Annotated in this window: 21 protein-coding genes; 6 read left to right on the top strand and 15 right to left on the bottom strand. The window is 48.9% G+C overall.

Annotation, left to right across the window (positions count from 1 at the left end; translation table 11 throughout):
* Nucleotides 1–73: 73 nt before the first annotated feature.
* From IEY53_RS14065 to ilvB, 4 genes are all read right to left on the bottom strand, one after another.
* Nucleotides 74–3859 carry a collagen binding domain-containing protein gene (locus IEY53_RS14065; RefSeq protein ID WP_189025867.1) on the bottom strand — a complete coding sequence of 1262 codons (3786 nt, stop codon included), beginning with the start codon at nucleotides 3857–3859 and terminating at the stop codon, nucleotides 74–76.
* A 292-nt stretch (nucleotides 3860–4151) separates the two neighbouring features.
* Entirely contained in the window at nucleotides 4152–5144 is a 993-nt protein-coding gene (ilvC, locus tag IEY53_RS14070) for a ketol-acid reductoisomerase (RefSeq protein ID WP_189025869.1), read from the bottom strand.
* 180 nt (nucleotides 5145–5324) lie between these two features.
* The gene (ilvN, locus tag IEY53_RS14075) at nucleotides 5325–5807 is read right to left on the bottom strand and encodes an acetolactate synthase small subunit (RefSeq protein ID WP_229696147.1); all 483 of its coding nucleotides are present in this window, start codon (nucleotides 5805–5807) and stop codon (nucleotides 5325–5327) included.
* Between the two features lie 2 nt (nucleotides 5808–5809).
* Entirely contained in the window at nucleotides 5810–7558 is a 1749-nt protein-coding gene (gene ilvB / locus IEY53_RS14080; RefSeq protein ID WP_189025871.1) for a biosynthetic-type acetolactate synthase large subunit, read from the bottom strand.
* Nucleotides 7559–8156: 598 nt separating this feature from the next.
* Between ilvB and IEY53_RS14085 the strand changes: the two genes are divergently transcribed.
* On the top strand, nucleotides 8157–8603 hold the full coding sequence (locus IEY53_RS14085; RefSeq protein WP_189025873.1) for a GNAT family N-acetyltransferase: 447 nt from the start codon (nucleotides 8157–8159) through the stop codon (nucleotides 8601–8603).
* Between the two features lie 12 nt (nucleotides 8604–8615).
* On the opposite strand, the gene IEY53_RS14090 is transcribed toward IEY53_RS14085, so the two are convergent.
* The 5 genes from IEY53_RS14090 to IEY53_RS14110 all read right to left on the bottom strand — a co-directional run bounded on the left by IEY53_RS14090 (nucleotide 8616) and on the right by IEY53_RS14110 (nucleotide 14060).
* A complete protein-coding gene (locus tag IEY53_RS14090) occupies nucleotides 8616–8948 on the bottom strand; it encodes a hypothetical protein (protein ID WP_189025875.1) in 333 nt (110 codons plus the stop codon).
* A 305-nt stretch (nucleotides 8949–9253) separates the two neighbouring features.
* Nucleotides 9254–10204: an ABC transporter permease gene (locus IEY53_RS14095; protein ID WP_189025877.1), complete on the bottom strand. Its 951-nt coding sequence runs from the start codon at nucleotides 10202–10204 to the stop codon at nucleotides 9254–9256.
* Complete coding sequence (locus IEY53_RS14100) at nucleotides 10205–11278, bottom strand: ABC transporter permease (RefSeq protein WP_189025878.1); 1074 nt, start codon at nucleotides 11276–11278, stop codon at nucleotides 10205–10207.
* The gene (locus IEY53_RS14105; RefSeq protein WP_189026040.1) at nucleotides 11271–12809 is read right to left on the bottom strand and encodes an ABC transporter ATP-binding protein; all 1539 of its coding nucleotides are present in this window, start codon (nucleotides 12807–12809) and stop codon (nucleotides 11271–11273) included. Before IEY53_RS14105 ends, IEY53_RS14100 begins: the two co-directional genes overlap by 8 nt.
* Nucleotides 12810–12983: 174 nt before the next feature.
* Nucleotides 12984–14060, bottom strand: a complete 1077-nt coding sequence (locus IEY53_RS14110) for a BMP family lipoprotein (protein ID WP_189025880.1) — start codon at nucleotides 14058–14060, stop codon at nucleotides 12984–12986.
* 306 nt (nucleotides 14061–14366) lie between these two features.
* Here IEY53_RS14110 and IEY53_RS14115 point away from each other — a divergent pair, with 306 nt between their 5' ends.
* Entirely contained in the window at nucleotides 14367–14915 is a 549-nt protein-coding gene (locus tag IEY53_RS14115; protein ID WP_189025882.1) for an acyl-CoA thioesterase, read from the top strand.
* A 79-nt stretch (nucleotides 14916–14994) separates the two neighbouring features.
* On the opposite strand, the gene rplT is transcribed toward IEY53_RS14115, so the two are convergent.
* From rplT to IEY53_RS14135, 4 genes are all read right to left on the bottom strand, one after another.
* Nucleotides 14995–15354: a 50S ribosomal protein L20 gene (gene rplT / locus IEY53_RS14120; RefSeq protein WP_189025884.1), complete on the bottom strand. Its 360-nt coding sequence runs from the start codon at nucleotides 15352–15354 to the stop codon at nucleotides 14995–14997.
* Nucleotides 15355–15385: 31 nt separating this feature from the next.
* Nucleotides 15386–15586, bottom strand: a complete 201-nt coding sequence (gene rpmI / locus IEY53_RS14125; RefSeq protein ID WP_189025886.1) for a 50S ribosomal protein L35 — start codon at nucleotides 15584–15586, stop codon at nucleotides 15386–15388.
* Nucleotides 15587–15644: 58 nt separating this feature from the next.
* Nucleotides 15645–16142: a translation initiation factor IF-3 gene (gene infC, locus IEY53_RS14130; protein ID WP_189025888.1), complete on the bottom strand. Its 498-nt coding sequence runs from the start codon at nucleotides 16140–16142 to the stop codon at nucleotides 15645–15647.
* Nucleotides 16143–16412: 270 nt separating this feature from the next.
* Nucleotides 16413–17660, bottom strand: coding sequence for a glycosyltransferase family 2 protein (locus tag IEY53_RS14135; protein WP_189025890.1), 1248 nt, complete (start codon nucleotides 17658–17660; stop codon nucleotides 16413–16415).
* 403 nt (nucleotides 17661–18063) lie between these two features.
* Between IEY53_RS14135 and IEY53_RS14140 the strand changes: the two genes are divergently transcribed.
* The gene (locus tag IEY53_RS14140) at nucleotides 18064–18591 is read left to right on the top strand and encodes a phosphatase PAP2 family protein (protein WP_189025892.1); all 528 of its coding nucleotides are present in this window, start codon (nucleotides 18064–18066) and stop codon (nucleotides 18589–18591) included.
* A 29-nt stretch (nucleotides 18592–18620) separates the two neighbouring features.
* Nucleotides 18621–19739, top strand: a complete 1119-nt coding sequence (locus tag IEY53_RS14145) for an MGDG synthase family glycosyltransferase (protein WP_444544130.1) — start codon at nucleotides 18621–18623, stop codon at nucleotides 19737–19739.
* Nucleotides 19740–19783: 44 nt separating this feature from the next.
* On the opposite strand, the gene trmB is transcribed toward IEY53_RS14145, so the two are convergent.
* Together trmB and IEY53_RS14155 are read right to left on the bottom strand one after the other, a co-directional pair.
* The gene (gene trmB, locus IEY53_RS14150; protein ID WP_189025896.1) at nucleotides 19784–20500 is read right to left on the bottom strand and encodes a tRNA (guanosine(46)-N7)-methyltransferase TrmB; all 717 of its coding nucleotides are present in this window, start codon (nucleotides 20498–20500) and stop codon (nucleotides 19784–19786) included.
* A 193-nt stretch (nucleotides 20501–20693) separates the two neighbouring features.
* On the bottom strand, nucleotides 20694–20876 hold the full coding sequence (locus IEY53_RS14155; RefSeq protein ID WP_189025898.1) for a hypothetical protein: 183 nt from the start codon (nucleotides 20874–20876) through the stop codon (nucleotides 20694–20696).
* Between the two features lie 234 nt (nucleotides 20877–21110).
* Between IEY53_RS14155 and mnmL the strand changes: the two genes are divergently transcribed.
* Complete coding sequence (gene mnmL / locus IEY53_RS14160) at nucleotides 21111–22067, top strand: tRNA modification radical SAM protein MnmL/YtqA (RefSeq protein ID WP_189025900.1); 957 nt, start codon at nucleotides 21111–21113, stop codon at nucleotides 22065–22067.
* Nucleotides 22067–22657, top strand: a complete 591-nt coding sequence (gene mnmM / locus IEY53_RS14165) for a tRNA 5-(aminomethyl)-2-thiouridylate-methyltransferase MnmM (protein WP_189025902.1) — start codon at nucleotides 22067–22069, stop codon at nucleotides 22655–22657. The genes mnmL and mnmM overlap by 1 nt, the downstream gene beginning before the upstream one ends.
* Nucleotides 22658–22669 lie beyond the last annotated feature (12 nt).

Genomic DNA, 22669 nt, shown 5'->3' on the forward strand with positions numbered 1-22669 from the left:
GTATTTCCCAAAGTCCGTTCTTAACAAAACTCTTGTTTTAGAACTTGATTTAGAGCTGGCTGCCTAATTCACTTTATGGTTTGGCGCGTTTGAATTTCCTGGTCAGCACCAGTCCAAGAATCACCAGGGCGGCCCCTGCCAGGTAAAGCGGAAGCGGGCTTTCTTCACCTGTCTGTGGAAGTATAGCAGACTTGTTCCCTTTGCCCTTACCGTTTCCTGGTTCATCGGTTACTGTACCCAGAGGTATTTCTTCGACAATAATTTCGATTTCGGTTTCTTCCTCATTTCCATCTTCATCGGTGACAATAATCGTGAATTTGTCTTTTCCGATAAAACCAGGATCCGGAGTATAGATCCATTTCCCATTGTCGGTGAAGGTAACCTTACCATGCGCAGGCTGTTCGCCAATGCTTGGAATACCTCCAAGCGGAATCTCGCCTTCAATCGGAACTTCCTCCGTTGTAGTCTCCTGCTTCACAACCGGAGTACTGGTGGCTGCAGGTTCACTTGGCACTGCTGTTGGTTCCGTAGTAGGTTCCACAGCTGGCGTAGATGTTGCTGCTGGTGTTGCTGTTGCCTCCGGTGTTGGCGCAGTAGTTACACCAGGCGTCGGCGATGGCTCTGAAGTTACGATGACCCCTGGCACGGATGTAGGAGTCGAGCTCGGCGTTGTTGGCGTCCAAGGAATTACCGGCGTCTCCGTTGTTACTGGTGTTGGTACCGGTGTTGGTGCTGTTGTTGGTGCTGTTGTTGGTATTGTTGTTGGTGCTGTTGTTGGTATTGTTGTTGGTGCTGTTGTCGGCGTCGGTGTTGCTGTTGGCGCTGTTGTTGGCGTCGGTGTTGGCTTCACTGTTGGTACTGGAGTCGCCGTTGGCGCCGGTGTTGCTGTAGCCATTAATTTGTTCTTGAAGTCCAGTGTAGTGTCGCTGTCAAGCGTCACCGGATGTTCCGTGGAATCAAGAATATACCCTGCAGGTGCAGCCGTTTCGATCAGGATATATTTCCCTGCCCACAGGTTTTTGAATACTGCCGTTCCTTCTGTACCGGTGACGATGGTTTTCACCAGAGCGCGGTCCGTTCCGGACAAGCGGTACAATTCAAAGGTTGCTCCGCTGAGCAGCTTGGAAGGATTCGTCTCGTCAACCTTTTTCACCGTCAGAATTTTTCTTGTACCGTCTCCTGTACCTGATCCGCTGGATACTCCGACAATAACCTCTTCGGAAGTTTCTTTGGACACAACCTTTACATTTTCACCTTCGAGTTTAACCGTATTCGTAACCTTGTCCCCATTATTCGCTACAATCAGGGATTGGTATTCAAGAATATAAGCCGTATCAATGTCCTTGGTGAAGCTTAATACGAAAGTCTGCTTGCCTGTATCATCATCTGTCGTAATGTCAAGCGTATAATCCGTACCTTTGGCAAGCTCGGTACTCTTGGAGATGTCCCCATTAACTGCAACCTTAGTGGAGAACAGGTGGAAGGAATCCGCCAGCAGAATTTGATTGCCGCTTGGCTCATCCGTCAGCTTGGCTTTTTTCACAACTGACTGGTTGCGGTTAATATTAATCTTCCAATTGATTTTGCCGCCGCTTTGCGTACCCTCTTTGTGAACATATTCCCCGCTCTTGGGCACATTCACGGAAGCCTTCAAAACTTTGGACTCCGCCTTGACCCCATCCAACAATTTAGCTGTGTTGTTGAACGTGGTATCGATAAGCTGGCCATCCAGAGTGGTTTTGAACACAATATAGTAAGGTTTGGTGATTGAGTTGTTGAATTTCACCCGTAGCGGGTTGCCTTCAGTAATTGTGTACTCACTTTCGTTTACACTGGTTCCCTGTTTCGGGTCACCGTTCGTTCCAATTTCCATATTCAACACTTTAACGGAATCCTTAACCAGAACCTGTCCGTCACCTGCCGGTAGCGTATCTACTACTTCAGCGTTCGCAATCGTTTTGCCGTTATAGTTGACACCGATAATCCAGGTGATCTCTTTGGTAATTGCATTGTATGATCCGTTTTTGAAACCATTGTTCTTCGCTTCATCACGTGGATTAAAGGTGGCGCTATCGGTCCGGGTCAGAACATCTGTGGAAATCGCACTTTCTTTCCAATAGATCTCCCCTTTGTTGATAAAACTTGCCGCTTTTGCCGGGTCCCGCCAGTCGTAGTTCAACCAGTCGTTGTTGAATTCCGTTTTGTAGGTAATGGTATGCTTTTCGGTAATCGGTCCATCAAACTTCACTTCAAAGCCGTTATTTTCCTTGACCGGGGTCGTATAGATGACCTCATATTCCGAAGCAGGCACTACATTGCCGGATGAGTTTTTAATAACCAGCGTGCCTGGAATAAACTTCAGTCCGCCTTGGGTGAAGCTGTCCTTTAGGACAACATCGTACATATCGTACTTGTCGTCGTTAATAATGATTTCCCATTCTACCGTCTTGTTGAGGTAATCCACGGCCCCTTTATTTTTATTAATAATGACCTGATGGGTGTTTTGTTCGGCATTATCAGTATGAGTATCAGAGGTTACTGTATTATGGATGGTCTGATCACCATCGACACGATCTGCTGCTTTCGTCTGATACTCAATTTTATACGCGGAAGAAACAGCATTTTTAAAGTTTAGCTGGAACCCATTTTTGCCGGTATCACTTGCAGTGGTAACGGTGTAATCCGATGCTGACAGTTCCGCTCCTTTAGTCTCCTTGCCTGAAAGATCCAGAGTAACCGGATAGACTTTGATCGACCCATCTACCAATTTATGGGCATCATCAAACAAGTCCTTTACCCAAGCCTTGGACTGTGCAATCGACTTTTCGTTGTAGTTATATTTGATTGCCCAGGAAATGGTCTGAGAGGCGGGATCATATTTTGTCACTTCTTTCTCCAAAGGTTCCCCGTACTGCACATTCACTGTAGCCGAAGCCGAAACGGCAGACTGGTTATCCCCTTTTAAAGTCCCCGTATTGACAAAAGATGTTACGTTCCTATCGGTAATTTCAGTCGTATATGTGATCTCATAAGCACCCGTAATCGGGGAAGCTACAAATTGAATGTCCAGCACGCCGTCAACTACATTTGCAGTGTATTGGCTGCTGTCCAGCAAAGGGCCCTGAGTTGCCGTTCCGTCAAGGTTGACCTTCAGTTCGTAGACCTTAATATTGGCCGGATCTCCGAGCCCCGCCGGCATGGGATCGCTGATTACCGCATTTGTAATGCTCTTCAAGCTTTTGTTTACTTGGAGTGTCCAATCAATGTTTTTGGCATTGTAGCCTGCAGGAGTTCCGCTTTTCTCAATCAGAGAGGTGGTATTCGGCTTAAAGTTGACCGTAACTACATATGGCCCTCCATTAATAGGGAAAACAATCTCCTGTTTCGTACTCCCTGTTATCGTCTGCTTGTCAAATTCGGTCTTCACCTGGATGGTTCCATGAACACCCGCATGCGTTTCGATATAATCATTAAATGTCATTACGGTCTCATGTGTGGCCTCTTTCACCACAAAATAACCTACCTCATTGCCACCAATAACAAGCGGCAGCGGGCCGATGTCATTGAAGAGCTTGAACTGCTCCGGCAGCTTAAAAGTAAAGGTATCGCCAGCCTTATACGAGTGGCCATCCTGAAGCGCCCATGTATAGTCCAGCTGTACTTTGGAGCCCTGTTCATATACGGCGTCGGTCACCGTCTGGCCGTCCTTATTGTACACAGCCATCGTTACACTAGTTATAATATCCGTGTCCGCTTCAATTCCTGCAGCCTGGACTTCATTCGTGAAGCCGGGACCAAAGTTCCACTGCGAAAAAAGCAGGATAATAACCAGGATTGCTGCCAATCTTTTCTTCATCATTCCTTGAGTACGCCTCCGTTTCTTTAATGCCTGATTGTGATTCTTGATTCCTGTTGATTGGATTTTACTTACTCTGTTTTGGCTATACTCAACTGTAATCCAGGCACATGAACAATTTCTGAACAAGACGGCAATACTTGGAGACAACAACAAAAAAGCCGCCCCAACCGCAGATTTTCGTCTACGATCAGAGCAGCTTTGATGTGATAGAACCCTCAAATGCGGCTCGCATATGTGCGGCCGCATCTGAGAATTGCAGTATAGGTTTAGTTAATAGTTCAAGTATATGAACTTATTTCTTGATCCAGTGCATCATCTCACGCAGTTGGCCGCCGACTACTTCAACCGGATGAGCAGCTTCATTGCGACGGGTAGCTGTCAGGAAAGCACGTCCGGACTGGTTCTCCAGGATAAAGTCGCGCGCGAATTTACCTTCTTGGATGTCAGTCAGTACTGCCTTCATTGCTTTTTTGGTGTCTTCAGTTACAATGCGCGGGCCTGTTACATAGTCGCCATATTCAGCAGTGTTGCTGATGGAATCACGCATGCTGGACAGACCACCTTCATACACCATGTCAACGATCAGTTTCAGCTCATGCAAGCACTCGAAATAAGCCATTTCCGGAGCATATCCGGCTTCTGTCAGCGTTTCGAAACCAGCTTTGATCAATGCGGATACCCCGCCGCAAAGTACAGCCTGCTCACCGAACAAATCGGTTTCGGTTTCTTCACGGAAAGAAGTTTCGATAACGCCTGCACGGGTACAGCCGATACCTTTGGCATATGCCAGTCCGATATCCTTGGCTTTGCCGGTTGCATCCTGTTCAATCGCGATCAGGCCGGGAACACCAAAGCCTTCCACGTAAGTACGGCGAACCATGTGACCAGGGGATTTAGGGGCTACCAACAATACGTCCGCATCCTTAGGAGCAACGATTTGTCCGAAGTGAACGTTAAAGCCGTGGGAGAACATCAAGGCCGCGCCTTTTTTGAGGTTCGGTTCAACTTCATTTTTATATACGGATGCCTGAGTTTCGTCCGGCATCAGGATTTGTACTACGTCTGCACGGGATACTGCTTCGGCTACAGGCAATACTTCAAAGCCGTCATTTTTGGCAGTGTCGAAAGATTTCCCTTCACGAAGGCCGATGACAACCTGAAGACCGCTGTCACGCAGATTTTGTGCTTGGGCATGGCCTTGGCTGCCATAACCGATTACTGCAATTGTCTTTCCTTTTAGTACACTCAATTCTGCATCCTGTTCATAGTACGTTGTCACTGCCATTGTCAATATCCTCCTTTAAATTGGGACCCATCGTAAAGAGCGGGTGCTTCAAGAGCATACTGTCATAGAAACGCTGCTCCTCAAGCTCCCGCTCTTTCGCGGGAATACCTTTCATTATCCTCTATCATAGCAGATTAAAGCTAACAAGCAGTAATTCGTTAAAGCCGTAAACTATGCTCTTTAAGCATTACCACGGATCATCGCCGTAACACCGGTACGGGAGAGCTCTTTTATGCCGTATGGCTTCAGCAGCTCAATCATCGCATCAATCTTTTGGGTATCTCCTACAGCCTGTACCAAAAGACTACTACTGCCGATATCTACAACGGAAGCGCGGAAGGTCTCGACTACACCCATAATTTCGGGACGTTCCGATGGCTCAGCCTTCACTTTAATCAGTGCCAATTCCCGGGCAACCATCGGTTTGGAGCTCAAATCAACCACTTTAATGACATCAATGAGTTTATAGAGCTGTTTCTCTATCTGTTCCAGAGTAGCCTGGTCACCCAGCGTCACGATGACCATCCGGGACAGTCCAATCTCTTCGGACTGCCCGACAGTAATACTCTCAATATTGAATCCGCGGCGGCCGAACAGGCCCGACACCCGCTGCAGCACACCCGGCTGGTCATTCACCAATACAGCAATCGTATGTTTCAACACGGCTATTCATCTCCCATCAGCATTTGATCGATGGTCGAGCCTTGGGTGACCATCGGATAGACGTTCTCGTCCTTCGGAACGAGGAACTCTACCAATACCGGACCCGGTGTTTCCAGCGCTTCCTGCCATGCCGCACTTGCTTCTTCTTTATTGGTAGCGCGCAGGCCTTTGACTCCGTAAGCTTCAGCCAGTTTCACAAAATCCGGGCTGCCGGCCAGATCGGTATAGCTGTAGCGCTTCTCATAGATCAGATTCTGCCACTGCCGCACCATGCCAAGCACCTCGTTGTTAATAACAACGATCTTCACCGGAATGTTATTAATGGCGCAGATCGCAAGCTCCTGGGCACACATCTGCATGCCGCCGTCCCCATTAATGGAGACAACCAGCCGCTCCGGATGGGCCATTTGGGCTCCGATCGCCGACGGAAATCCAAAACCCATGGTTCCAAGTCCGCCCGAGGTTATCCAAGAACGCGGGTGATTGAATTTATAGTATTGGGCAGCCCACATCTGATGCTGGCCTACGTCCGTGGTTACGATCGCTTCACCTCTGGTCGTGTCATTGATCATCTCAATAACCCATTGCGGTTTAAGCTCCGTCTCCGAATCTTTATAACGCAGCGGCTGATCCAGCTTCCACTGGGCAATCTGCGTTCTCCAGGCATCCGCTTTGGCTGCGCGGCCCACCTCAGGATTCAGCATTTCCAGCACAGTCTTCACGTCGCCAACGATCGGAATGTCAGGCGTTACGTTTTTGCCAATCTCTGCCGGATCAATGTCGATATGAACGATTTTGGCTTTCGGGGCGAAACCGTCCAGCTTGCCGGTCACACGATCATCAAAACGGGCACCAATGTTAATGAGCAGATCACACTGCTGAATCGCATTGTTGGCAGTGTAGGTGCCATGCATTCCCGGCATTCCCATCCACAGGTCTTCCCCGCTAGGGAAACAACCGAGTCCAAGCAATGTGGTCGTGATTGGAATTTCGGTCCGCTTCACGAATTCGAACATTTCTTCGTGCGCACCGGAATAAATTACACCGCCGCCCGCAATGATAATCGGACGTTCTGCCTCGGAAATGGCACGTACGAGCTTATCAAGCTGCAGCTTATTCGGGACGGTACGCGGGTTATATCCGCGAAGGTTAACTCCTTGAAGCTGTGGTGGAGAGAACAAAGTCTTCGCTGCGGATACATCCTTCGGAATATCAATCAGCACCGGGCCTTTCCGGCCAGTATTGGCGATGTGGAACGCTTCATGAATGACACGCGGCAGATCCTCAACATCCCGTACAAGGTAGCTGTGCTTGGTAATCGGCATTGTAATTCCGGTAATATCAGCTTCCTGAAAAGCATCCGTCCCGATCAGGCTGGAGAATACATTGCCCGTAATCACCACCAGCGGTACAGAATCCATAAAAGCAGTGGCGATTCCAGTAACCAAATTTGTGGCCCCCGGGCCCGAAGTAGCGATACACACACCTGCTTTGCCACTCGCTCTGGCGTAACCGTCAGCTGCATGAATGGCTCCCTGCTCATGACGGGTCAGAATGTGATTAAAGTCATCAAAACCATGGAGAGCATCGTAGATGTACAATACAGCACCACCAGGATAGCCGAATACAGTATCTACACCTTCCAGTACTAAACTGCGAAGCAGAACTTCCGAGCCGGTAATGACCTCCGGCGTACTCCATTTCTCACGTAACTGCTCTGTAGACCGCACTTCCGGCATTTGCGCGCTCATCAGTATTCCTCCCTTCAATTGTGAACCTTCCTTATGCGAATGACCTTCCGTCTTATAGCCAACAAGTGATTAGAGGGGCTTCTTATAACAACAAAAAAACCTTTCGCCTCCCACGCACAAATGAAGCGCGTGAGGGACGAAAGGTTGATCTTCCGTGGTACCACCCATGTTTGCATTACATCTCACGATGAAATGCCTTATCAGGTATACAAAAATCCATCGATGTAGGCAGAGGGCCCCAATCTTTGTAACCTGAAGTCCGTAACGCGGACCAAACGATTCCCCCTAATAATTCCACCACTCCAGCCGATGGACCTTTCAGGAAAACAGCTCCGAGGTGAGCTCGTATATAAGGGATTCTGGTGGAGGTTGCAGCATATCCTCTCACTCTCTGAGCAAAAGAGCCCTTAAAACTTCGTCCTCATCATTGCCGATACATGTATGATCGATAAAATGTTTAGACACATTATATGATTCCTCACACGGATAGTCAATACCCATCTTTTCTTAAATTCCGTGCAGCCTGCTCTCCAGCCCCGGAACGCCCAACCTCTTGCTTTCATATGATGTATGACTATCCGTGAAAAGGAGGCTCGGTATGATCCGTTATCGGAGGCCTAAACAGGATGATACCGTCATTCTGGATTTGATTGAGCGCCAGCTTGTCCCGCTCTCCCATCTGCCGCAAAAGGTCATCAGTCAGCTTAGAGCGGATTTACCCCGGCGGCTTGGACACGGGATGACCCTTGTGGCTTGTCCCGATTATGAGAGCGAACCGTTCGGCTTTGTTCATTTTATGCTGCATGGGGATTTGTTATTCATTGATATGCTGGCCATAGCACCCGCTGCCAGGCGCAAACGCTGGGGCAATATGCTCATGGATCGAGCGGAGCGGTTTGCACTATCACGCGGGTGTCAGAGGGCCAAGGTTGCAGTGGATGCCGGTAACGACGCAGCTCTTTCCTTTTATCAGAAGCTGGGCTACAGGGTAGCCCGTTATCAAGCACAGAACTGCTGCTATGAACTTGAGAAAAGATTCTCCTAAAGACGGCTCTACTTAGAAAAATCCATACGGAGGATAGGGTGCCCCGCCATAAGGGCCCGGACCGTAGCCATATCCGCCATTACCGTAGCCACCGCCATAAGGTGCACCGTATCCGTAACCCCCGCCATAGGCGTAAGGAGCTGTACCCACAGCCAGCAAATCAAACAGCACGAGCGGAATCAGGGCCTTTGTTTGTACTTTTTTACCGCTGATGCGCTGCAGAATCAGACGGTTTCCCGAAATGCGGAGCAGTTTCCCTGTCACTTGGGAGCCATCTTTTTTCACGGCAACAATTCGTTTGCCTACCAGCTTCATGACTTGTTTCTTGGTAACCTGCTGTGCCATACGATCCCTCCTACAAATATCTGTTTCAGCACAGTCTATTCTTCGGATAAGCCGTTCGCCTGTACGCCTGCCCCGTTTCCTGCAACTTCGACATGAACAAGTTCTTCCCTCCGGCAACCTCCCCATACAAGAAGAAACGGCTTCGCCGTCCTCAGGAAGAGGAGGGTATCCGTTTCTCGTAGAAATATAAAACTGATTTATGGCGTAGAACATATAAATCCTTATATTTTAAAAAAGCCGTATTCCCGGATAAACCGGAAATACGGCTGCATACTTCTGCTACTATGGTCTGTCCATAAACAGGGCTAACGTTTGCTGGGATCATAAGGCTGCCCTAATGCGCTTGGAGCCGAGGAACGCCCTACAGCACTCACCAGTACAATAATCGTCAGCACATATGGCAGCATAAAAATAAATTCCTGCGGGATATCTCTGGACCATTCGAACAATTGCACATAATTGCGGATCGCTTGGGAGAATCCAAAGAACACAGCTGCTCCAAAAGCACCAAGCGGATTCCATTTCCCAAAGATCATCGCTGCAATCGCAATAAAACCTTGACCTGAAATGGTATTATGCCCAAAAGTTCCTGTCGTCGTCAAGGTGATCGTTGCTCCCCCTATTCCGGCCAGCATACCACTCATCATAACACCGATATATCTCATCCGGTTTACGTTCACACCCAGCGTGTCCGCAGCGCTGGGATGCTCACCGACCGCACGCAGCCGCAGCCCGAATGGGGTTTTGAACAGAATGAAATAAATAACGATGACCATCACAATTGCCAGATAGGTGGTCGGATATGAATTAAAGATACCTTCTCCGATAATGGGGATTTTCGAAAGTACTGGAATGGCATATTTGGTGAACCCATCCAGCAAAGGGGTTTCAGCAGAACCATCGAACAACAGCTTAACGATATAAAGCGTACTGCCCGCTGCCAAAAAGTTAATGACCGTACCACTAATGGTCTGGTCCGACTTGAAGGTAATCGACGCCACAGCATGGATCAGTGATCCAATAATTCCGACAGCCATCGCACAGAGAACGCCAATCCACGGGGCCAAATCCCCCATCCCGGCATCCTGAGCATAATATCCCCCTACAGCAGCTGCAAAAGCGCCAAACATCATCAAGCCCTCAAGCCCGATGTTGACTACACCGGAACGTTCCGAGAAGATGCCGCCTAATGAAGCAAAGATAAGCGCTGTGGAAAACACAAGTGTCGTATTGAGCAATTGGCCTAGAACATCCATCTATAACACCTTCTCTTTCTTGCGCTTTAAATAAAACGGCTTCAGCACCCAGCGTACAATTCCCTGCGCTGCAATAAAGAATATTATAGAGCCAATTACAATACGAATCAGCTCAGGAGGTACATCGGCACCAAAGCTCATACCCGCTGAACCGTAGGTGAGCGTTCCATACAGAATCGCTGCCAGAATCACACCAAATGGATGAGTTAACCCGAGCAAAGCAACAGCTATCCCGTCAAACCCGTAACCTGGCGATGCTGCAAAGACGGATTGAAAATGAAATACGCCAAGCACCTCTCCGGCTCCGGCCAATCCGGCGAATACACCGCTGATAAACATGGCTTTGACAACGTTACGGCCCACGTTCATCCCTGCATATTCGGCAGCATGCGGATTTAAGCCAACCGCCCGCATCTCATACCCCTGCTTCGTTTTCCAAAGATAGACATAGAAGAATACGGCTGCAGCCAAGGCAATTGCTGTTCCCCAATGCAGACGGGCATTGTCAAACATCGAATTCAGAAAGGTCATCGACATGGATGCCGGAATATCCTCGGACCGGTTCTGGCCGGGAAGCAGCAAAAAGGTTCTGACAATGAAATTCGCTAAAAACAAGGCAATCCAATTAAGCATAATGGTAGTGATAACTTCATTAATTCCACGTTTGGCTTTTAGGTAACCCGCAATTCCTGCCCACAAGCCGCCGCAGAGTCCTGCAGCAATAACGGCAAGAGGGACCAGCAAAAAAGAAGGAAGAGCAGCCAGCTTAATACCAACGATAGTCGCTGCTGTCATCCCGATGATAACTTGTCCATCGGCACCGATGTTAAACATTCCCGAACGGAAGGCAAAGGCCACTGCCAGGCCTGTAAGCATCAGCGGCGTCATTTCACGTACAGCCTCACCAAAGTCGTAAGGGCTGCCAAACACACGTTTAAAAAGCGCTGAGTACGCAGCAACCGGATCGTAACCGCCGACCAGCATAACGATTGCACCTACAAGGAACCCCATCAGAATGGCAACCAGAGGAACAATGTAGCTGTCTGTTGCAAATATTTTTTTCAGTTTATGCACCGGCGTTGCCTCCCCGCTTCAAGCTGCCCGCCATCATCAGACCCAGTTCCTGATCATTGGTATCCTGCGGGAATACTTCACCGACAATTTGCCCTTCATAAATTACGGCAATGCGGTCAGATACATTCATAATTTCATCCAGCTCGAAAGAAATAAGCAGCACGGCTTTACCCAGATTGCGCTGTTCGATCAGCTGTTTTTGCACAAATTCGATAGCACCCACATCAAGCCCCCGTGTAGGCTGGGCAGCAATGAGCAATGTCGGATTTTTGTCTATTTCCCGAGCAATAATCGCTTTCTGCTGATTACCGCCTGACAGGGAGCGCGCATTATTCTCAATGGAAGGTGTCCGCACATCAAACTGTTCCACCAGCCGCCGGGCATGCTCATTGATAATATCCTTTTTGAGGAACCCGTTCTGATTGTACGGTCTCTTATAATAGGTTTCCAGAACCATATTCTCACTCACTGTAAAATCAAGAACCAACCCGTGTTTATGGCGGTCTTCAGGGATGTGCGATACGTTCATCTCCGTAATCTTGCGGGGTGACAAGTTGGCAATCTCTTGTCCTGACATGGTGATGGAGCCGGAATCAATCTTGCGCAGACCCGTGATGGCTTGAATAAGTTCACTTTGCCCATTTCCATCTACACCGGCAATTCCGAGAATCTCCCCGGCCTTGACCTCAAAGCTCAAGCCGTTCAGCACGGCTACACCATCTTTGCTCTTGCTGCTGACATTATTCAGCTTCAATACAGGCGCTCCTACATGCGGAGCCTGCTTGTCCACCTTAAAGGTCACGCCGCGTCCGACCATTTTCTCAGCCAGCTCGTTCGGGTTGGTCTCGGAGGTGTTAACCGTATCAATGACTTTCCCCCGGCGGATAATGGTTACCCGGTCGGATATATGCATGATTTCTTTAAGCTTATGCGTAATCAGAATAATAGATTTGCCTTCCGCAACCAGCCGCTTCATGATAGCCATAAGTTCTGTAATCTCTTGCGGCGTCAATACTGCTGTCGGCTCATCGAATATTAGAATATCCGCACCACGGTACAGGGTCTTCATAATCTCTACCCGTTGTTGCATGCCCACCGAAATGTCATGGATTTTGGCGTTTGGATTGACTTGAAGGCCATACTGCTCCGATAGCTTGCGCACTTTCTCCGCAGCGGATTTATAGTCAATTTTAAGACCTTTCTTCGGCTCCATACCCAGAACAATATTCTCTGTAACCGTAAAAGGCTCCACAAGCTTGAAATGTTGGTGAACCATGCCAATGCCAAGTTCGATTGCTTTATTGGGATTATCAATAATCACCGGTTTCCCGTCGACTTCGATGCTGCCTTCATCCGGCTGGTACAGTCCGAATACGATATTCATCAGGGTAGATTTGCCTGCTCCATTCTCGCCAAGCAAGGCATGAATCTCCCCCTTCTTCAATGTCAGACTAATGGAGTCATTAGCGACAATACCGGGAAAGCGCTTTGTGATTTGCTTCAACTCTACGACAGGAGCCGCAGCACTCATGGAATCACCCTCATCACAGAATATAATAATGCTGTAGACACGGCGGTACCGCTCCATTCTGAAGCGGCATCGCTGTGTATCTTGCCTATTTAAAAGCTCTAAACCTGGAACAAGGCCGGCATCACAACCGGCCTTGTTCCTGTACACTATTGTAATGCAGACAAGCTGAGGTGATTATTCGGAAGGAACTGTAACCGTTCCAGCGATAATTTGTTGTTTGTACTCTTCAACTTTAGCCAGGATTTCAGGAGTTACGTTGGCTTTGGAAGTCTCAGGAAGGCCTACACCATTGTCTTTGAGCGTCAGTGTTGTAATTCCGCCTTTGAACGTTCCATCAATCACTTCTTGCGATACCTTTTTAACAGCTTCGTCTACACGTTTAATCATGGAAGTCAGTGTCACATCATCACCAAACTCTATGGATTGGTCTTTGTCTACACCGATAACCCATACTTTCGTGCCGCCTGCCTTGTTGCGGGATTTCGCTTCGTTAAACACACCATTTCCTGTTGCGCCGGCAGCCGGGAAAATGATGTCGGCTCCATCGTTGTACAGCGTAGCAGCCAAGGATTTACCAACATCCGGCTTGTCATACGCGCCTGCATAAGTGATCTTAAGTTCAGCTTTAGGATTTACAGCAGCAATACCTGCTTTGAAGCCCACTTCAAAACGTTTGATAACCGGGCTTTCCGCTCCGCCGATAAAACCGATTTTGTTGGTTTTTGTAGTCAGACCAGCAACAACACCGACAAGAAAGGAACCTTCATTCTCGGCAAAGGTCACGGATTGAACATTTGGTGCATCCACTACACTGTCAATGATAGCCAGGTTAGCATCAGGATTCTCGGTAGCTGCCAGTTTAATGGCATCTCCCAGGTCAAACCCGATACCCCAAGTCAAGTTAAAACCGCCCTTAACAAATTGATTCAAGTTAGGCTGGTAATCCGCACTGGATTTACTTTGCAGGTATTTAACTTCGATACCCGCTTCCTTTTCAAGAGCCTGCAATGCTTCCCAAGCGGATTGGTTAAATGATTTGTCGTTTACTCCGCCGATGTCAGTAACCATACCAACCTTGATATCGGATTTAGGTGCATCCGTTGGTGCCGCAGTTGCCTCGGCGGGTGCATCCGTTGCAGTTCCTGCATTGGTGTTCGCACCTCCGTTAGCAGCATTGTTGGTGCCGCATCCTGTCAACATCATACTGAAGGCCAGAACTGGAGCAAGAGACAGCTTGAAAACCTTTTTCATTGATTGTGATCCCCCTTAAAAAATTGGATGTCTTCTGTGTTCTGCTTGGACATTCCATTAGAACAAATTATAACTGTAAAAAATGCTAAAATCCAGTCTATTAATGACCTCAGGTCAATAAAAATTCGCATCTTTTCGCTAGAAAACGGTTACCTTAACATAGTACGTCACTATTGTGAACGAATGATGGGAGAAAACCTCGATTTCACTGAAATTTGTCGACTACAAATAGTATTGCACAGGAAATGGTTTTCTATTATTATAAGTGCTTACCAATGTAATGTAAGGAAAGGGCGTTTTCAGAAAATGGACGAAAAATCTCATGTTGCACCAACAGCGGTTCCCGCTTCCAAATACTGCCGGGAATCCCGTGTATTCAAGACTGGACGTGTCTTCCCCAATGATGTCAATAACCATATGACCTTATTCGGCGGCAAACTGATGAGCGGCATTGATGAGGTCGCTTCCATCTCAGCTATGAGACATTGCCGGTTGAACGTCGTCACCGCCTCCACCGATTCCGTCGACTTCCTGCTGCCAATCCGACCTACCGACTCAGTCTGTTTCGAGTCTTTCGTCTCCTGGACAGGACGGACAAGCATCGAAGTATTCGTAAAGATTATCTCGGAGAATCTCTATACCGGGGAGCGGGTAGTCGCTGCCACCTCATTCCTCACCTTCGTAGCCGTTAACGAGGATGGAACCCCTTCTCCTGTTCCGGCCATTATTCCCGAGACGGATGAAGAGAAACTGATCAGCGAATCTGCCAACGAACGTTCGGAACTGCGGAAAGTAAGACGGGCAATCAGCAAGAAACTAGCTTCCCAGCTTGGAACTACAAAATATTGGGAATAACATCCATCCCAAATCACCGCGCAAAAAAGCACCGCTTGCGGATTACCCGTGCAGCGGTGCTTTTCAATTACAACGGCAATTAAGCGTTGATTTTTTCTTTAGCTACTACAGCCAGAGAGTTGAATGCGTTCAGATCATTTACAGCCAGATCAGCCAGCATTTTACGGTTCACTTCCACACCAGCCAATTTCAGGCCGTGTACAAGCTTGCTGTAGGACAGACCATTCAAACGGGCTGCTGCATTGATACGAACGATCCACAGTCTGCGGAAGTTACGTTTAGTTTGACGACGGTCACGGTATGCGTATACCATCGATTTCATTACTTGTTCTTTAGCTGTTTTGAAAATGCGGTGTTTGGAACCGAAATATCCTTTTGCCAATTTCAAAACTTTTTTATGTCTACGACGAACTACAAATCCGCCCTTAACTCTTGCCATATTAATAAACCTCCCAAAAATGTGTAATAAACTATTTCAAATTAGCCAGTTGTTGTTTCAAACGTCTTACATCCCCAGGGGCCATTACCGGATTGCCGTTCAATACGCGCTTAGCACGCTTGGATTTGTGGGACAGCAAGTGGTTCTTATGTGCTTTGTAGCGAGTTACTTTACCAGATCCGGTAACTTTGAAGCGGCCTTTCAGGCTGCTGTGTGTTTTCATTTTAGGCATGGTGTTTCCTCCTTGAATATTATGCGGCGCCAATTTGCTATGCAAGTGACTCCAGTTCTTATTGTGCTTTTGGAGCCAGAATCATGATCATGCTGCGGCCTTCCAGCTTCGGATGACGCTCAACAACCGATATCTCAGCTACCTCGTTCTTCACGCGCTCCAAAATCTTCTGGCCAAGGTTCGAATGTGCAATCTCGCGTCCGCGGAAACGAACGGAGCATTTCACTTTATCGCCTTCACCCAAAAATTTGATCACATTGCGGAACTTGGTTTGATAATCATGTTCTTCGATGTTGGCACGGAACCAGACTTCCTTGATGTCCACGATCTTCTGGTTCTTGCGTGCTTCCTTCTCTTTCTTCTGCGTTTCATAACGGAACTTGCCGTAATCCATGATGCGGCATACCGGCGGTTTCGCCTGCGGTGCTACGTTGACTAAATCCAGATTAAGATCAATCGCCATTTGCAACGCCTCGCGGATCGGCTTAATTCCGATTTGTTCACCTTCCGCACCAACCAACCGAACCTCTTTGGCCCGAATTTCATCATTGATCATATGTTCCTTACTGATAACTCTCCACCTCCGGATCTTGATAACCATTTACTTCTGGCCTACTCCATAAAAAAGGGGTGCCGGTAACTCCCGACACCCCGTTTGATCAACGTTCATGAATAAACAACCATTCATAAAGCATTGAGATCAAAACCAGCCGGCATTTGTGCCAGTCAGGTGAGAAGCCGGTGCTTCTTCTTGCAATCCCTATGTTTAACATACTTGAATACTATACCATCACCGGGTAAGAAGTGTCAACACCTCAACCTAAAATTATAGAACGCCACCTTGCTTGCTCTGCACTTCCTCCAGCCTTACAACACGCGTATGCTTGGTGTGGCTCCATTGCTTATTGTTCTGCGTGAAGAACGCATAGAACGTAATAGGATACCAGGAGATCAGGTAGATCGGAAAGAGCAGCATATAAGCGTACACTTTCTTGAACTTGACTTTCTCCAGCAGCATCGCGATAAAGAAGGTCAGAAGGTTCGCTCCGATCGCTACATAGCTGAGCCAGAGCGGCAAGTGTCCGTATATATTCGCTATGTTGGGACCGTTAAGCAAGGCACTGTCCACCCACATCACTGCTGTCATCAGGAAAGTCAGCAATACAATATATACATTCGCCCCATACAGGGCGAGGTCAAACTTGGTCAAGCTGCGTTCTTTAATACTTTGCCACAGCAAAGGGAAGAAATAACGGCGGGCTACAGTAAAATGTCCCTGCATCCAGCGCAGCCGTTGTCTCGATGAGGCCTTGAATGTTAACGGCTTCTCATCAAACACTTTGGCATCATAGTTGAATTTCGGATATACGCCTTTGGATGCGCTACGCATGGTGAACTCCAAATCCTCCACCAGACTTGTGGCACCCCAGCCCATTTCCTTGAGAAGATTGGTCTCAAAGCACATCCCTGTGCCTCCAAGGAAGTTGGCCATATTCAGATTATGACGCGACAGCTGCCATAACCGGTTGATGTACCAGTAAGATACCCCATAAGCAGCCGTAATCCAGGAATCCTCAGGATTCTTCGTATCAATATAGCCCTGAATCACCTTGCTGCCTGAGCAAAGGTCATTATTCATTTCCATCAGGAATTCAGTATGCGCAAGGTTATCGGCATCGAACATAACAACGGCGTCATATTGCCGCGGCATAGCCCATAATTCCTTAAGCATCCATTCGATGGCGTATCCTTTGCCCCGAAGGTTGCTGTTGGTGCGGACGCATGCATTCAGTCCGTGCTCTCTGACAATCCGTGCTGTTCCATCCGTACAGTTGTCGCAAATGACAAACACATCGTACAGGTCAGCCGGATAATTAAGCTGCTTCAAATTCTCCATCAATGCACCAACGACTTCTTCCTCGTTGTGCGCTGCAACCAGTACAGCAAATGATTTCTCCGGTTTGAACTGCTCTTTTCTCTTTTTCTTGTGCAGTCCGAACAACGAAAATGCAAACTGATAAATCGCGATTGCCGCCAAGATCACTTGGAGCGTTACAAACAGTGCGTCTATCATGGCCTTTTGATGCCCCCTTTTCCACTTCTGTGTTCTTTCTCTCTAGCTTATCAAACGTTCTTGCTGACCCTTTTGTTGCATCCCTTACCCCTAGACCTCAGGCGTTCCTTTATTGTAGGCAGGCCGCCGAATTTTTATCTCTATGACATTCAAAGGATTTGTACAGATTCCATACTTTGGAATCCTCTTATTTCTCTGTTACCTTTTAAACGTGTTCGGCCCACTTGAATCATTGTAAAGCGTAAGGGCGCTCAAGTCAAAGCTGGCAATTTTCGGGCAAAGACGACCTTTTTCTTGAAATGGACTACCTTAAAAAAGTATGATAAGGATAGTTGCATGTCTAAAGGACAGCTTGCAGCAATTGCTTCAAATATCGGCAGCCGGACTAGCGGAGGGACTAGAAATGAGAAATTTATTCATGAAACTGATTCTCTTGGAACGGCGCCTTTTTCAATGGATTAATGGAAGAATGCACAATCGCTTCCTTAACTTTTGGCTCTATTATTTGACCCATCTGGGAGGAGCTACAAGCGCGATCGGCATCAATCTGCTGATTGCGGCCTTTGCTCAGCAGCCTTGGAGAACTACAGGAATTCAAGCACTGGCTGCTCTGGCGATCAGCCATTTGCCCGTTGCCGTCGCCAAAAAGCTGTACCCGCGCATGCGTCCTTACCTGGCGTTGCCTGGAACCCGTACGTTCCACAATCCGCTGAAGGACCATTCTTTTCCATCGGGACACACCACAGCAATCTTTGCTTCTACAGTTCCTTATATGGTTGCTTTTCCCTCATTGACCGTTGTTCTGCTTCCGCTTGCCTGCATCGTGGGATTCTCGCGGATCTATCTGGGTCTGCATTATCCATCCGATGTGCTCGCAGGTGCCGCCATTGGAACCAGTGTAGCGGCAGGTACGGTAGCACTATGGATCTGAAGCAAGTAACGGAAACAGGTGAATCCACATTGCGCAAAAAAAGGGTATTATTGCTGTCAGAGGGTTTTGGCGCGGGACATACACAGGCAGCCTATGCATTATCCAGCAGTCTGCGAAAATTATCTCCCCGGGTGCAGACAAGGGTGCTGGAACTGGGTAATTTCTTAAACCCCAGGATGGCACCCCTTATTGTCTCTGCTTACCGGAAGACGGTTACCGCCCAGCCCCGGCTGATGGGGTACGTGTACCGTCACCAGAAATCGTTTAATCGTCTTACCACGCTTGCCCTGCACCGCATATTTTATACGCATACCAAGAATATTGTCAGGCAACTAAGGCCGGATATTGTCGTCTGCACGCACTTTATTCCCGGGGCTGTGGTCTCCCGTCTCAAGAGGATCGATCCCAAATTCAATATGCCGCTCGTAACGGTAATTACCGATTATGATGCGCATGCCAGCTGGATCAGCCCCGAGGTCGACCGATACCTGGTTTCTACGCCGGAAGTGAAATCCAAGCTCCGGCGGGCTGGGGTGGCTGCCGGCAAAATTCGGGTAACCGGCATTCCGGTGCATCCGAATTTCTGGGAGCATCCGGGCAGGAATGAGATTCTGCTGCAGTTTAATCTGCAGGACATGCCTACAGTTCTGGTCATGGGCGGCGGCTGGGGACTGATGAACGATGAAGTCGTCAATGCCGTCCTGGCCGGATGGCGGGATCAGGTCCAGATTATATTCTGTCTGGGCCACAATGAGAAACTGCTGCAGGAAATGACCGAAGATCCCCTGTACAACCATCCAAACATCACCCTCATCGGTTTCACCCGCGAGATTGACAAGCTGATGGAGATCTCCGATCTGCTGGTTACCAAGCCGGGCGGGATGACCTGCAGCGAGGGACTCGCCAAAGGCATCCCGATGCTCTTCCACAACCCGCTGCCCGGACAGGAAGAAGAAAATTGCCGCTATTTGACGAATGCGGGCTTCGGAGAAACCATCGATTCCCCCGAAGTGGTCGGCAAATGGATACACCGCCTCCTTCATCATTATGAAGAAGTCCGGCAGCAGCGAAAGAACCATCTGGAGGCCATTGCCCGTTACCACCCGCTGGAAAGCGCACAAAGCATCCTGGAGATGCTGGACTTATAAGAGGTCGCCCTCCGCTTCCGGGGGGCGACCTTTACGCATTCCTTCTAGAGTCTGTACTTGTCCAGTCGCGAAGCCTGATAACGCGCCAGCGCCTCAGGACCGACAATGGCCTCGCAGCGGTGAATGTTTACGCCCCGGCCCACGAATTTTGTCTCGTATTCGGTCATGATGTGTTCTTCGTTGATAACGCCGTCCACATGCAGGTCCAGTGAGATGTTCTTCATCTGCAGTCCGAAATCGGCAAAAGCATTCAGGGAGAACTCGAACAGACTGCGGGAGTCCGTCTTTAAATGAATTTCGCCTAATGGGGACAGAAGTCCGCGGTATTTGTCGAGAAAACGCGGATGTGTCAGGCGGCGGCGGGCATGTTTGCTTTTGGGCCAGGGATCGCTGAAGTTCAAATAAATGCGCTCCAGCTCTCCGGGAGCAAATACTTCCTCCGCATAATCAATATTGGCGAGCGCCAGCTTGAGGTTCGGCGGTGTCTCCTGTCCTGCCGGTTCCCATACTGCCCGGGCCTTGTCACCGGCGCGGCGGATTAGTTCATCGTACATATCCACACCGATAAAATTAATATCCTGATATTTGAAGCTCATTTGGCTGATGAACTGCCCTTTACCCATTCCAAACTCTACATGGATCGGATGATCGTTGCCAAACAGGTCGGACCACTGTCCTTTTAAACTGCGAGGATCGAGGATGACCAGATCGGTCTGTCCTTCCAGACTCTCGCGTATTCCTTTTCTTCCGCGTAAACGCATAGGTATTCCTCCGCTTATCTCTTTTGCTATAACTATCACTTGCAATATTGTGCCGAACTTGTACGTAAAAGTAAAGTCATTTAGTTAAAAAAGAAAAAGGAATTCTGTGGGCCAGCCCGAAAGGGGCAGCTTGAAGAATTCCTTGATGACTCTATATTTGGAATTGGGATCCATGCATAGTTCTAAGCATCGTTTATTTCGGTGTTGAATTGAAATCGAATGTCTTCTCGAAAGCATTGCGGATCTTGCGCTGTGCGTCTGACTTAATCTTGTGGTTGCCGTTAAATTCGACGCCTGTCAGCGCCAAAGCTTCGTCGGGAGTTAATTGTACATCGATTGAACCTTTTCCCTCGGCAGAGACTGTTTGAGAATTCATCGTTATCACCTCACGGTTATTAGTATGGACCGGTCGACACGAAAATATGAATCCTAAATGAATTTAACGTTGTTGCATCAGCTTTTTTACAATTTAAATATAACATAATGTGTAAGTATTTACAAGCCGGAGACCCCCGGCTTACGGCCTATTTTCCACAACATTGCCAAGGAGGAATGTTACGCAACACGCACTTTTTTGATACAATAGATGGGATCTAGAAAGGAGCTACCCATGTCTAACCTTTTACAGGCCTCCTCCGCACCCTTTTGGGGGGATAAACGTTTTCATACCTGGAACTATGAAATGCGTGAGCAATTGGATACCAAAGTGTTCAAAGTCATGCTGGACGCGGGGTTCACTTGCCCGAACCGTGACGGTTCCATCGCCAAGGGAGGTTGTACCTTCTGCAGCGCCAGAGGCTCCGGGGATTTTGCCGGCAGCCGCCGCGACGACCTTGTCACCCAATTCAACAATGTGCGCGACCGGCAGCATTTGAAATGGCCGAACGCCAAATATATCGGATACTTTCAAGCCTACACTAACACCTATGCTCCGGTAGAAGAGCTGAGAGAATATTATGAAGTGATTCTGCAGCAGCCTGGCGTTGTAGGCCTCTCCATCGCGACCAGACCCGACTGCCTGCCGGATGATGTGGTGGAATATCTGGCAGAGCTTAACCAGAGAACTTATCTGTGGGTTGAAATGGGTCTGCAGACGATTCACGACTCCACCTCGGAGCTGATTAACCGGGCGCACGATACCCAGTGTTATATAGAAGCTGTAGCCAAGCTGCGCCGCCATGGCATCCGGGTCTGCACTCATATCATTCACGGTCTTCCACAGGAGACCCATGAAATGATGCTTGAAACGGTATCGGCAGTGGCCAAGATGGATGTTCAAGGCATCAAGATCCACCTGCTGCATCTGATGCGCAAGACTCCCATGGTGAAGCAATACGAAGCAGGACTGCTGCGTTTCATGGAGATGGACGAGTACGTGAAGCTGATTGCCGATTCCCTGGAGCTTCTGCCGCCGGAGATGATCGTGCACCGGCTGACCGGAGATGCGCCGCGCGATCTTCTGATCGGCCCGATGTGGAGCCTGAAGAAATGGGAAGTCCTCAATGCCATTGACAACGAGCTGGTTGCCCGGGATAGCTGGCAAGGCAAGTATTGGAGAAAAGGGTAATGGGGTTCATGTCCGTTCTCAGCTTTGCCCACAAATCGATAGCGGAGCGGCTCGCCCCGGGTGAGCGGGCAATCGACGCTACGGCAGGTACCGGCGCAGACACCCTCTTCCTCGCCAGAACCCTCGGCCCCCGCGGTGAAGTCTGCGGCTTTGATATCCAGCAGGCGGCCCTGAAGCTTGCCACGGAGCGCCTGAATGCGGCCAGGGAAGAGTCTCCCCTGGCCCTTGCTCCTGTGACTCTGCTCTGCCGGAGCCATGCGGAGATGGCCGAAGCCGTCCCGGCCGCCTGGCGCGGGACGGTAGGCGCGGTGATGTTCAATCTCGGCTATCTGCCTTCCGCAGATGCCGACAAGAGCATCATCACCGAACCGCACAGCTCAATCTCCGCTCTCGAAGCGGCGCTCTCGCTGCTTCGCCCCGGCGGCATCATCACCGCCGTGCTCTACCCCGGACATGCCGGCGGCGATCTCGAAGCCGCAGCTGTCGAAGCCTGGGCGGCGTCCGTTCCTCTGCACACCGCCCAGAGCATCATTTACCGGCAGCTGCAGCGTGCAGCAGCCCCCTATGTGGTTGCGCTTGAGAAGAAATAAGCTTTTCCTACT

Origin of the sequence: Paenibacillus albidus, assembly GCF_014644435.1 — a bacterium.
In the GTDB taxonomy this organism is placed as follows: domain Bacteria; phylum Bacillota; class Bacilli; order Paenibacillales; family Paenibacillaceae; genus Paenibacillus_AQ; species Paenibacillus_AQ albidus.